The sequence below is a fragment of the Sphingomonas aurantiaca genome (assembly GCF_003050705.1).
GTDB lineage: Bacteria > Pseudomonadota > Alphaproteobacteria > Sphingomonadales > Sphingomonadaceae > Sphingomonas > Sphingomonas aurantiaca.
This window is the reverse complement of record NZ_QAOG01000002.1, coordinates 335,459-347,789: the sequence shown is the minus strand read 5'-3', so window position 1 is coordinate 347,789 and position 12,331 is coordinate 335,459. Positions and strand designations below refer to the sequence as shown.

Sequence of the window (12,331 nt, the reverse complement as noted above, 5' to 3'; positions counted from 1 at the left end):
CGCACAAAGCAGCTCCCCAGGAACGGACATCTGTTCATTTAGTCGGGCATTCACCAGCGGCTGCGTCCTGGCTGCGAATGAAGTCGACGAACGCGCGCAGCGGCGGCGGCACCAGGCGGCGGCCTGAATAATAGAGGAACGGTCCTGAGAATGCCTGCCACCAGTCCGGCAGTACCGGTTCCAACGCTCCGCTTTCCATCGCCGGCCGAAGCCAGTCTTCGAACAGGGAGACGATCCCGCCGCTTCCAATTGCTACGTCGACCAGCAGATCCGCCGCGCCGGCGACGCTGGCGATCAACGGACCCTGCGGCTCAACTCGTACGATCTCGCCTTTGCGCTCGAACTCCCATGGACTGGTCAGCGCGCCGCTAGTGAACCTGCCACGCAAACAGGCATGCGTGAGCAGGTCGCGCGGATGGCTCGGGCGACCATGCGCGTCCAGATACGCCGGTGACGCGGCGGTCGCGAAGCGTTGCACCCGCGGTCCGATCGGTACTGCGATCATGTCCTGCTCAAGCCGCTCGTCATAGCGGATGCCTGCGTCGCAGCCCGATGCCACCATGTCCACGAAGCCGTCCTCGGCGATGATCTCGACCTGGATGTCAGGATAGGCAGCGAGGAAGCCGGACAGGATTGCTGGCAGCACCAGCCGCGCCGCGCTCACCGGCACGTTGAGGCGCAGTGTCCCCGCCGGGCACTCGCGGAACAGGTTTACCACCTCTAGCGCCGCTTCCACCTCGCCCAAAGCAGGCGTCAAACGCTCGATTAGCCGCGTGCCTACCTCCGTCGGCGTGACGCTGCGCGTAGTGCGGTGGAGCAGGCGGACGCCCAGTTGCGCTTCCAGGCGCCGGACAGCTTCGCTGAGCGTCGAAGCGCTTGATCCGACCGCACGGGCGGCTTCGCGGAACCCGCGCGCCCGCGCAACTGTAAGGAACGCGTTGAGATCGGCAAGCTCGGCTTTCATCGTTCGATTTTCCGTACAACCCGTGCGGATCCCTCTGGCTTATCCGCACGATCCGCAAGCCGTATCTCCGTTCCAGCACAGGAGATGACGATGATTGACGAAGCAGGTACCTATTCGCTGGCCGGGCGCAGCGTGAAGCGGCTCGGCTATGGCGCGATGCAGTTGGCCGGACCCGGCGTGTTCGGTCCGCCGCACGATCCCGACCAAGCGCTGGCGGTGCTGCGCGCCGCGATCGCGGCAGGCGTGAACCATATCGACACGAGCGACTTCTACGGCCCGCACGTCACCAATCGGCTGATTCGAGAGGCGCTGTCGCCCTACCCGGACGACCTGTTGATCGTCACCAAGATCGGCGCGCGCCGCGGCGAGGATGCATCGTGGCTGCCGGCGTTCGAACCGGACGAGCTCGCGCGCGCGGTCGAGGACAATCTCGCGAACCTTGGGCTGGAGACGCTCGACGTCGTAAACCTTCGCCTGATGTTCGACGTGCACGGCCCGGCGGAAGGATCGCTGGCCGCGCCGCTGAAGGCAATCGCGGATCTGCAACGCCAGGGGCTAGTGCGGCATATCGGCCTCAGCAACATCACGCTCGCCCAGTTCGAGGAAGCCCGCGACATTGCGGAGATCGTCGGGGTCCAGAACCAGTACAACCTCGCCCATCGCGGAGACGATGCCCTCATCGACATGCTGGCAACTAAGGGCATCGCCTATGTCCCCTTCTTTCCACTCGGCGGGTTCAGCCCACTCCAGTCGTCGGCGCTTTCCCATGTTGCGGAACGGCTGAGCGCGACGCCGATGCAGGTGGCGCTTGCCTGGCTCTTGCAACGCGCGCCCAACATCCTGCTGATCCCCGGCACCTCGTCGGTGGCGCACCTGCACGAGAACCTTGCCGCGGCATCGCTGACGCTGCCCGACGAGGCCGTCGCCGAACTCGACGCTATCGGCTGATACAGGAGGGCGTAGTAGCACACTGCTGCGCCCTGCACCGCCTTGACCCATGAGTCGTCATTCGAGGCGACCTTCCAGCTCCCCAAAACCGGCCATTTATTCATACTCTGATTTCGGCTGAAACTGGGCCGGGAGCGGACTGGCTGCTTCAGACACCCGAATGACCTTAGCCGCCGTTCGCATGTCTCCGGCCGACCGGCAGCTAACGACCTGCAAAAATCAAAAGCTGTGGAATACCTCTCAACGCAACTAGCCGGCGCTTTCGGTTTAAGATAACAATTGAACAAAGCACGAACCTGAAGGGAATTATGAACTTCGAGCCTGGTGATACTGTTCAGTTGAAGTCCGGGGGGCCCCTCATGACTGTCGAACAAGTCGGCAAGGCGGGCATGACGGGCGAGGACACCGTCTGGTGCGTCTGGTTTGAAAAAGTTGGGAGCCGCCAAGCACGGCAACAGGCGACATTCCGCCCGACGTCGTTGGAAAAATCTTCCCCGTCCTATGGTGGTAGCTTTAGCGTTTCGAGGGCCTGAGCATGATGCGGGCGGCCTTCTTCGGGATCGACCGACATAGCGACCCTTTCGTGGGAGACCTCACAGGCGCGGCACGTGACGCAACCGCCCTGTGGGCGATTATGTCGGATTCCATTCAGGGCTTAGACCCGCAGCTCATAACGAACGAAAATGCTACGTTGGAAGCCGTGCGCGCGGCGATGGATGCGACGCTCGGTGCTGCCGACGAAACTGATGTAGTCATCCTTGGCTTCGCTGGTCATGGAACTCCCGACCATCGACTTGTTCTGCATGATACAAGCGTTGCCGATATTCCTGGCACAACGTTAGGGATGGATGAACTGGCGCAGCGTTTTCGCGACACCCGCGCGCGCGCCGTAATCCTCCTGCTCGATTGCTGTTTCAGTGGGGGCGCTCCTGCACGTGTCCTCGATGTCGGGCTCGTGCCTCGAAACGGCATCGCGTTTCCCCTAGTGGAGGTGGCTGGTCAGGGCAGGATACTTTTCGCCGCGTCCTCTGCCGAGCAGGAAGCGTTGGAAGATCCGCAGACGCGGCATGGCCTTTTCACGAAGGCCATCATCGACACCCTGCTAGCGGCTGAAGTGCCGATCGGCGTGCTGGAGATCGTTGATCGCGTCACCCGCCTGGTTGGGGCTGATGCGGGACGCTTCGGCTACGAACAATCGCCAACCATGTTCGGTCAAACTCAGGGCGATCTGATGTTGCCGCCCGGTCGTATCGGCGACCGCTACAGGGCCGCATTTCCGGAGTATGGCAACCTGCAAACCACCGGAGATATCCGTGAACTGAGCCAAGCTGGCATTCCCGAAGAAGCCATCGACGCCTGGCATGAGCGTTTTCCGGGTGGGCTCAACGCCCTCCAAATCGCGGCGGTCAACGATAGAGGCATTCTCAGCGGTCAATCGCTTATGGTCGTCGCGCCAACCAGCGCAGGCAAAACCTTTGTGGGCGAACTGGCGGCGCTAAAAGCTATCGCCGATGGTAAGAAGGCCGTTTTCTTGCTGCCGTATAAGGCGCTTGTAAACGAGAAATTTGAGGACTTTTCCGCCCTTTACGGAGGACGTCTTGGTCTTCGTATCGCGCGGTGTAGCGGAGACTGGCAAGATCAGGTCGGGGAAGTCCTGCGCGGAAAATACGACATTGCATTCTTCACCTACGAAAAGTTTCTAAGCCTTTCGGTTTCGTCCACGCATATCCTCAACCAAATTGGGCTTGTGGTGCTCGATGAAGCGCAATTTATCACCGAGCCTGGACGTGGAATGGTGGTAGAACTGCTCCTGACCAGCTTGGTCAGCGCGCGACAGCGCGGTGTGAGCCCGCAGGTTATCACCTTAAGCGCCGTTATCGGCCACACCAATAATTTTGACCGCTGGCTTGATTGTGCGTTGCTGCAAACGAATGAACGCCCCGTCCCCCTAGTTGAGGGCGCGTTGGACCGGAGCGGCGCGTTGACAAGGGCGGGACCGGGCGGCGCGGAAACGGTTCAGTTTATCGAGCGCCACCGGATTCAACAGCGTAGGCCAAAGCCATCTTCGCAAGACGTCATCGTTCCGTTGGTACAGCAGCTTGTCGCTAGGGGCGAGAAAGTCATCGTGTTCAGAAACGCGCGCGGACCGGCAAGTGGGTGTGCGGAATATCTTGCCAACGAACTGGGGCTCGATGCCGCGCAAGACGTTCTCGACGCGCTCCCCGAAGGCGATCCGTCAGCTATGTCCGAACGCCTTCGTCGGGCCCTCGCAGGCGGCGTCGCCTTTCACAATGGCGATTTGACAAGAGACGAGCGCGTGGCTGTCGAGAGAGGCTTTCGCGGCCACAACGGCAGCATCAAAGTCCTTGTGGCTACCAGCACCGTCGCGGCGGGGGTGAACACCCCGGCATCGACAGTCATCATCGCCGAAACCGATTTCCCGGGCCGAGTACGCACGCCTTACACGGTGGGGCAGTATAAAAACATGGCTGGACGTGCAGGCCGCCTCGGATTTGAGGCTGAGGGTAAATCAATCATTCTCGCCGATACGCCAATGGAGCGAAACCAGCTCTTCAGGCAGTATGTGCAGGGTCAGCCTGAAGCGATTACGTCCTCGTTTAATCCCAATCAGCCCGGCACTTGGGTTATCCGTTTGCTCGCGCAGGTTCGCGACGTGCCGCGTGAGGCGGTCATAGATTTGGTAGCAAACACTTATGGAGGCTATCTCGCTGCGCTCCAGAATCCAGGCTGGCGGGTTCAGATGGGCGAAAATCTGGAGCGCCTCATCAACCGGATGATCGCGGATGGTTTGATTGACCAAGAGGGCGATAACCTGCGGCTTACGATGTTAGGCCGTGCCTGCGGTGAATCGCCGCTCAGTCTAGAATCCGCAATGCGACTCGTTGAGCTATTGCGCCGCATCGAGCCAGGCGATGCGACGCTCGAAAATCTTCTTGTTTTGATCGAGTGCCTTCCAGAGCGTGACGAAGATTACACGCCCCAAAGTGGTAAGAACGGGGAGCCCCGCTGGCAGCAAGAAGCGGGGGCGCGGTTCGGTTTCAACATTGCTCGCTCCTTGAGCCATCGAGCCGATAGCGATGTTGCCTTCTATGGACGCTGTAAGCGCGCGTTGATTGTAAGCGATTGGATCGCGGGTGAGCCGACGACCGATATCGAAGCTCGCTACTCATCAAATGCCTTTTCGCGCGTTGGGCACGGAGACATCCGGGGATTTGCAGATGGCTCACGCTTTCTCTTGGACTCTGCGTTACGGATCGCGGCCATCGTTCTTGACCGGGCAGACGATCAGGAAGCGGCGGCCCTGCTGCTAACCCGACTCGACCTTGGTCTCCCCGCTGATGCGCTTCCTATGTCCGCCGTTTCGTTCCCTCTTACACGCGGTGAAATTCTGTCGCTCTATCGAGCCGGGCATCGCGACAAAGATGCTATTCTGGCGCTGAATGCGGCCCAATTGACAGCCATCATCGGGCGGCGAGGTGATGCCTTTCACCGGGCACTTCAACCGGCGCTAGAAGGGGCTGCATGACCGCGGGAAGCGCAACAATTAGCAGCCCTATGAATTCTCGGTATCGATGATGATGGCGGCGAAGGACCACATTTGGGGCGCATTGCAGACCGGCTACTCCGCCGTTTTGAAGACCCACAAGGCGACATTCAGCGCCTCTTATCGTGTCTCCGAAAGCAGACATCCGTTCAGCCGTCCGGATCCAAGACCCGAGGCGCCGAATGCTCCAAAAATTAGACGGTTGCGTCGCCGGTCAGGTACCGATCAACGGGTATCGACGGCGAACGTGATGGCCCGACGCGTGTCGAGCCCGCGCGTCAGCGCGATCTCGCGCTGGCAGAAGGGGCAGTCGCCGTCGTGTCAAACCGTGACCCGGTTGATCACCCTGCCGCCCGACCGTCACGACGGCTGCGCGCGACAAGCAGGGTCGCGACGCCGAGCCCAGCGGCGAGCCCGAGCAACGGCAATAGGCGGTTCGGCTGGAACCCGTCCGCGGCGATCGTTGGCGCTTTGGAAGCCGGAGCGTCGTAGCGTGACAGGTCGACGTCCTTCGAGCGGCCGCCGAACAGCTTGCTGGCGACGCCGCGCACTGCGGGGCGGCTCGCCAAGTTGAGAACGCCGTGGAGCAGCCGGATGCCGAGCTGGCTGTGCGGGTTGGCCAGCCGCGGCGCGATCTTGGGTACGCCCTGTGCATCCTCGACCATCGGCCGCATCGCCTGCTCATAGGCCGCCAGCGCCGCGAGCACTTCGGTCGAGCGGATCAGTTCTTGGGCCAGCACATAGGCGCCAGTGACCGCCAGGGTCGTGCCGTAGCCGGCGATCGGTGTCGCGCACCAAGCGGCGTCGCCGGTCAGCACGACATGCCCCTTCGACCAGCGCGGCATCCGCACCTGGCGAAGGACGTCGAAGTAGAAGTCGTCGGTCGTTTCCATGCCGGCCAGCACGCGCGCACTTTGCCAGCCCGCATTGGCAAAGCGCTCGCGCAGCCCCGCCTTCTGGCGCTCGACATCCCAATCCTGCTCGCCCTTCGGGGGCTGCTGAACCGACAGCATCGCACGGGCGGTACCGTGCCGATCGGGGCGGAGCGACACGCTGCGGCCGCCGGGTGCATTGTACCAGCGCCACAGGCGATCGTCTTCCGGCTGTCGCGGAATGGTGAAGTAGGCGATCGTCAGATCCATCCAGCGCGGCGCGTTCTCACCCGGGAAGACTAGCTCCCGGGTCTGCGACCCGATGCCCTCGGCGACAATGACCAACTCGTATCGCTCGGTGATGCCCCCAGCGAACTTGACGGTCGCGCCGTCATCATCCTGCGCAATATCCGCGATGCTGTCGCCGAACCGGTAGGTCGCATGGTCCTTCGCCGGCTCGTAGAGCAGGCGAGCCAGATCGCCTCGCAGGATCTCCATCTCAGCGGTGGGTCCGTCGGTGCCCGTGTCGGCGGTGAGGAACTGGGCGACAATCGTGCCGTCCTCCTCGACCCACGCCGTCCCCTCCTCGCCGGTGCCCTGCTCCAGCGCGGTCTGCTCCAGTCCCATTCGGCGAAGCACCTCGCGGCCGACTCCACGCACGTCGATGTTCTGGCCGCCATCGCGAAAGCCCGACTCTCGTTCGACCACGGTAACGTCAAAGCCAGCACGCCCAAGCCACCAGGCGACGGTGTTGCCGGCGACGCTGGCGCCGGTGATCAGGACACGACGGGACATGAATGTGCTACTCCTCGTCTGCCCAACGAACGACGGCGGATAAATCGCCCTTAGAACCTACGTAGCTAACATGCGCGCACGGCGAAGCCGGCGGCATCACGAGGACCCATAACCGGGCATTTAAGCCGGCCCTGCCCATTGTCGATACCGGATGTTCGTTCAACAGCGTGCTCGCGTAGAGCACACCTTACGCAAGCTACGCTTGCAGAATGGAAAAAAAGCTAGCAAAATCAATGGTGCGTCGCTCAATAGCGGCTTGCAGTTTGGGGCCTGGCGATGGCCATTTGGTCCCCAAAAAATCAACGTTTTTAGTCGGTTGCGAACCTGATTTGGCCCCTTCTGATGGCCATTTGGTCCCCAATGGCTCCAGAGCTGAAAAACGGGCACTACTGGACGGTAATTTTGCTCGCAAAAGCCATCCTGCCCGCCCTGCGGAATATGTCATCTGGGACGCGGAACTTGCCGGGTTCGGCCTCCGTATCCGACCAAGCGGACACGCTTTCTGGACAGTGCGGCTTCGTCATCGCGGTAAGCAGCGCCGCGTTACGATCGGACGGGTCGAGGACGTGGACGCAACCCTTGCGCGTGCCCAGGCGCGCCGTCTGTTGGCCGAGGTGGCGCTGGACGGCTTGCCCAAGCATAGGTCGGTGAAGGCCACACCGACGTTGTCTGCCTATGTCGAAACCTACTGGGACGACATTGCCCGTTACTGGAAGCCTTCGACCGCCAAGCGCAACCATGATGCATGGCGGCGCGACCTCGCACCGGTCTTTGGCGGAACGCGGGTCGCCGAGGTGTTGCCAGCCGATGTGATCCGCTGGCGTGACGATTGTGCGGGGTGCGCCGAAACCCGTTTCAATCGGGCGGTGCCGGTGCTGGCCAGTCTCCTGAAATATGCCGAGGCGCTCCATTTCCGGCGCAAGGGTTCGAACCCTTGTCGGGGTCTCCCCCGCTACCCCCGCGAGCCAAAGGAGCGCTTTCTTTCGCCGCTGGAATATCGCCGACTGGGCGCGGCGCTTCGGGACGCGGAAGCAACCCACCCGGCGCAGGTCGCGATCGTCAGGCTGCTGCTCTACACGGGCGCGCGGGTCGGAGAGATCCGCGACCTACGTTGGGCGTGGGTGCAACCGCCTGGTCTGGCGTTGCCCGATAGCAAGACAGGCGCGAAGACTATCTGGCTGAACAGTCAGGCGATGGCCATTCTGGACGCCTTGCCCCGCCGTGAGGATTTCTCTCTGGTGTTCCCAGACAGAACCGGCAAAGCGCCTGTCGCCGTCGTCAGCTGGTGGACGGCACTGCGTCAGCGGTGATCGATGCCAGACCTTCGCATTCATGACCTGCGGCACAGCTTCGCATCCACCGCTATTATGGACAACGTCCCCCTCGCTACGATCGGCAAACTGCTTGGTCACGTGCTGCCGGAGACCACCGCCCGGTACGCGCACCTTGCAGACGACGTCATTGGGGATGCCGCACAGCGGGTCTCTGGCGCGCTGGCTCAAGCGATGGGGCTGCGGGCATGACCGCGCTGGCACTCAAAAGGATCGTGCGCGGATCGTTGGCCGAAGTTGGGATATCCTTTGAATATCCATATCCCTATCGATCCGACACCAAGGCTCGGTCGACGACCTGGTTCGAGCATGAGCGCGGCTTTGGTTTGCGTCTCTACCCCACTGGGCGCGAGGTCTACATCGTCCAGACCCGCATGGCTGGGCGCCTCCGCACGATAACGATCGCACCGAGCACGATCATTAGCCAGCATCAGGCGCTGACGATTGCACGGCGCGTGATCGCCTATGCACAGGTCGGTCATGACCCGGCGACCGATCGCGCCCGCATCCGCTCCGCGCCACGCTTCGGCAATTTCGTCGACGAATATTGGCGGCGCTGGTCTGCGCAGTGGAAGGCTTCGACCCTTGCGACGCACGGCGTGTACCGCCGGCTCTATCTCGACCATGCCTTCCCTAGCATCTTCATCGACGAGTTGAACGAGGCTCATGTCACCCAGTGGTTCGCCGCGCTTAATGACGAGACCGGACCGGGGGCTGCCAACCGCTGCCTGACCATCCTCGTCAACATGCTGACAAAGGCAGAAAGCTGGGGCTATCGTCTTGAGAACACCAATCCATGCCGGACCGTTCGTCCTAACCGGAAGTACCGTTGCGAGCGCTTTCTGTCATCCGCTGAGCTAGAGCGGCTGGGCAAAGTGCTGGCAGAGGATCAAGCCGGAGAGGACAAGCTGAAGGCGGTTGTCGCGTCGGCGGTGACCCTCTTGCTGTTGACGGGGTGTCGTTCGGGCGAGGTGGCCAGCCTGCAATGGTCGGACGTCAAGGGCAACCGGCTGAAGCTGCGCGATAGTAAGACAGGGCCACGTACCGTTTGGCTGGGTGATCAAGCCCGTGCGGTGATCGCCGCCCTGCCACGCCAGCGGGGCGTGGCGTGGCTGTTTTGGAACCCGGTGCTGTGCAAGCCGGTACTGCGCATCGGCAATCACTGGCCGTCGATCCGCAACCGAGCTGGGCTGCCGGGGGTTCGAGTTCATGATCTTCGGCACACGTTCGCGAGTCATGCGGCGAAGAATAGGGAAACGCTGCCGATGATTGGTCGCTTGCTCGGACACCGCAACACTCAATCGACCTCGCGCTATGCGCACCTCGATGACAATCATGTCCTCGGTGCAGCGGAACAAATCGGAACAGCGATCGAGCGTATGATCGCCTGATCCTACCAGCTACTGAGGTATGGTGAAATCGCCGATCAAAGCCAGAATATGACGGTGGCAGCGAAGGCTATGGCGGACAAGAAGACCGTCGGGGGACCTATCGTAGTCGGTTGAAACGCGGGACCAGTCCTTCAGCCGTCCGGACATAATCTCGATACGGTTACGCACCTGTAGGGGTGCTTATCGTACTTGATAGGCTCTAGTCAGGACCTCCCGGCCTGAGATGCAAGGCGGGATGCCCTTCGCCTGCAAGGCATCCCAGAACCGCCGTGATCAAGGTTGCAGGCGATTGAGCATGGTGATCAAATGCTGCACAACACACCAGTGTAACTGTCTGCCATAATTGAGGTGAAGCACATGAACTTAGGCGATCCGGAATTTGGTATGACGCAATATACGTCTTCAATACTCCTAGTGTTCGGAAAGGCGAGATGATCCGTATGCTTCGCGAGGACCGGCTCGCGACCGAGTTCGGTAAGCTGCGGCGCAAGTCGAGGAAATTATCCTTCGCCGCGCCCTTCTGGGGCCTCGGAGCCGCCAAGACGCTTGGACTGAACGCCAGTGACAAGGTGCGGGTGCTCTGTAGGTTTGAGGCTCCCGCATGTAACCCAAGCGCGCTGCTCGAGGTAGCTATGCTGGGCGCCTTGATCAGATCGCATCGGCGTCTGCATGCCAAGATGTACATTGGCGATGCGATCGTGGTCGTAGGTTCGTCTAACCCGTCGAAGTACGGACTGACTCAGGAGGGCGATGTGGTCGGTGGCACCGTGGAGGCCAACATCATCACAGACGATCCGGACGTGGTGCGGTCGGTCGCTGGACTTTTTGAAGAGCTGTGGAACGACAAGAACGAAACCTTCTTGGTCACTACTGCAATGATTCGAACGGAGATCAAGCGGCGGGAGCTGAACCCGCCGCCGCCCGTGAGGAGACAGCTCTCCGCCAGAAGCTTGCTCGCGGCCTGCCGGGAGGCGCCGGAGCTATTCTCGTCGGTGGTCGTATGCCCGTACGATGATGAAATGGGAAAAGGTGGCCAGCGGGCGATACGCGAACTGCAGCAACAGGCGTCAGACGACGATGCGGAGCTTGGCGTCGTCAGCTTTCGCAAGTGTTGGGGCTACGCGTTCAATGATCCCCCTCCGGACGGTTCCTGGATCGTGGATCTAAACTGCAAGGGGAAGCTCCCGATTGTCCACGGCGCATCAAAGGTGCCGATCCCGGCGTTGCGGCTGAAGGTCAAGAACGAGAACGACGTGACACCGACTGTGCGGGGCACCGTCTCTGTGCCGGGCGCGCGCGGTGAGTTCAAGTTCTCCAAACAGGACCGAGTTGACCTGACCAGCATCGCGAAGACCCTGTTGAAGAGTAAGCGTGACTTCATACCTTTGGCCGAGGTCGTTGCCCTGATAGACCGACGAGCAAAGCGTCATTCCAGAAAAGGAGACGACGTGCAGCTGCCCAAGGACAACAGTTAGGAAGTGCGGCGGTGTGGCCCATACCACGGATAACGGGCTGATCATCGAGGTGCGACCTCGCCTAACCGCAACCAGATGGTCGTCGCGTCAGTCCTTTCGCTTCGCGATCTTCCTGCATCCAGCCCTCGTAGGTGGCGCGTCCCAGTTCCCGGGACGTTGTCGACCGAATTGATAGGTTCAGGACGTTCAGGACCGAGGCGGCGCGCAGGATCGCGGCCTCGGCCTTCGTAAAGGCTGGCCGCTGTTTGCGCTTCACGACCTCCCACTGCGACCGGGTAATGACAAAGGCGGCAAAATCAGCGAGCTGCAGGCCTGCCAAATCCGAGGAGCTACGGAAGCAGGCCCTCTGCCCTTTGATCGCGGTTCCCCAATTGGGCAATGGGCGCTCGCGCCCGGCTGGCAGCACGCCCTCGTCGACGAAGAGCGGTAGTGGAAGGTCGAAGTCGGCGGGGCCCTTCGCCTTTAGATCAAGAACGTGTCGCGATACATTTGAGCACAACGCGAGAAGCCCGAACTGGTCGATCCGGTCCAACTTCCAATCGCCTGCGCGCGCGCCCGCAAGGGACTCACGGAGGTCACGATGGTCGGCAAAGGTGTCTTCGCTGACAGTCTGATGGACGATGGGGAACGAATACGCCCCCATAAGATCCGTCATAATCCCGATCACCCTCGCGCGGTCCTCGACGTCGACGCTCTTCCAAGGCCCTACGCCGCTCCAGATATCGGTGAAATGCAACTCATTCGCACCGTAGTCGCGGAGCACTCCGGCGAGAAAGATGCTCATGGCGGCTTCCACGCTCGGCGCGATCGACGAAGGCACAATTACAGCGGTCCACGACTTGCGCGACGAGGGCAGGAAATCAGACCCAGAGTCGACTCCGGGATTGCCAGAGTCGTCAACATAGATCGCCCCACGCGTTAAAGCATCAGCTCCTACCTCCAACTGAGATTTCCTCTATTTATGCCTTCGTCCTCGCACATCGAAGGCGC

At 61.3% G+C, this 12,331-nt stretch carries 10 protein-coding genes and 1 pseudogene; 7 read left to right on the top strand and 4 right to left on the bottom strand.

Features of this window, described 5'->3' with window-relative positions; genetic code table 11:
* Positions 1–34: 34 nt before the first annotated feature.
* Entirely contained in the window at positions 35–964 is a 930-nt protein-coding gene (locus tag C8J26_RS07005) for a LysR family transcriptional regulator (RefSeq protein WP_107957290.1), read from the bottom strand.
* A gap of 84 nt (positions 965–1,048) precedes the next feature.
* Here C8J26_RS07005 and C8J26_RS07000 point away from each other — a divergent pair, with 84 nt between their 5' ends.
* The 3 genes from C8J26_RS07000 to C8J26_RS06990 all read left to right on the top strand — a co-directional run bounded on the left by C8J26_RS07000 (position 1,049) and on the right by C8J26_RS06990 (position 5,459).
* Entirely contained in the window at positions 1,049–1,912 is an 864-nt protein-coding gene (locus C8J26_RS07000; RefSeq protein WP_107957289.1) for an aldo/keto reductase family oxidoreductase, read from the top strand.
* Between the two features lie 308 nt (positions 1,913–2,220).
* On the top strand, positions 2,221–2,445 hold the full coding sequence (locus tag C8J26_RS06995) for a YodC family protein (protein ID WP_107957288.1): 225 nt from the start codon (positions 2,221–2,223) through the stop codon (positions 2,443–2,445).
* A 2-nt stretch (positions 2,446–2,447) separates the two neighbouring features.
* A complete protein-coding gene (locus tag C8J26_RS06990) occupies positions 2,448–5,459 on the top strand; it encodes a DEAD/DEAH box helicase (RefSeq protein ID WP_107957287.1) in 3,012 nt (1,003 codons plus the stop codon).
* A gap of 359 nt (positions 5,460–5,818) precedes the next feature.
* Here the strand turns inward: C8J26_RS06990 and C8J26_RS06985 are convergent, their stop codons facing one another.
* Positions 5,819–7,144 carry an FAD-dependent monooxygenase gene (locus C8J26_RS06985; protein ID WP_107957286.1) on the bottom strand — a complete coding sequence of 442 codons (1,326 nt, stop codon included), beginning with the start codon at positions 7,142–7,144 and terminating at the stop codon, positions 5,819–5,821.
* A gap of 209 nt (positions 7,145–7,353) precedes the next feature.
* Between C8J26_RS06985 and C8J26_RS20840 the strand changes: the two genes are divergently transcribed.
* Genes C8J26_RS20840 through C8J26_RS06975 form a run of 3 tightly spaced genes read left to right on the top strand, consistent with a single transcriptional unit; the run spans position 7,354 to position 9,866 of the window.
* Positions 7,354–8,454, top strand: a complete 1,101-nt coding sequence (locus tag C8J26_RS20840; RefSeq protein ID WP_341871497.1) for a tyrosine-type recombinase/integrase — start codon at positions 7,354–7,356, stop codon at positions 8,452–8,454.
* Positions 8,455–8,457: 3 nt separating this feature from the next.
* Positions 8,458–8,667, top strand: coding sequence for a tyrosine-type recombinase/integrase (locus tag C8J26_RS20835; protein WP_279628934.1), 210 nt, complete (start codon positions 8,458–8,460; stop codon positions 8,665–8,667).
* Complete coding sequence (locus tag C8J26_RS06975) at positions 8,664–9,866, top strand: tyrosine-type recombinase/integrase (RefSeq protein WP_107957285.1); 1,203 nt, start codon at positions 8,664–8,666, stop codon at positions 9,864–9,866. Before C8J26_RS20835 ends, C8J26_RS06975 begins: the two co-directional genes overlap by 4 nt.
* 35 nt (positions 9,867–9,901) lie before the next feature.
* Here the strand turns inward: C8J26_RS06975 and C8J26_RS20830 are convergent.
* Positions 9,902–10,130 (bottom strand): annotated as a pseudogene (locus tag C8J26_RS20830) (IS5 family transposase); the annotation flags it as partial.
* Between the two features lie 167 nt (positions 10,131–10,297).
* Here C8J26_RS20830 and C8J26_RS06970 point away from each other — a divergent pair.
* Positions 10,298–11,341, top strand: coding sequence for a phospholipase D-like domain-containing protein (locus C8J26_RS06970; protein WP_107957284.1), 1,044 nt, complete (start codon positions 10,298–10,300; stop codon positions 11,339–11,341).
* A 61-nt stretch (positions 11,342–11,402) separates the two neighbouring features.
* Here C8J26_RS06970 and C8J26_RS06965 read toward each other — a convergent pair whose 3' ends face one another.
* On the bottom strand, positions 11,403–12,125 hold the full coding sequence (locus tag C8J26_RS06965) for a hypothetical protein (RefSeq protein WP_208631339.1): 723 nt from the start codon (positions 12,123–12,125) through the stop codon (positions 11,403–11,405).
* Between the last annotated feature and the right edge of the window lie 206 nt (positions 12,126–12,331).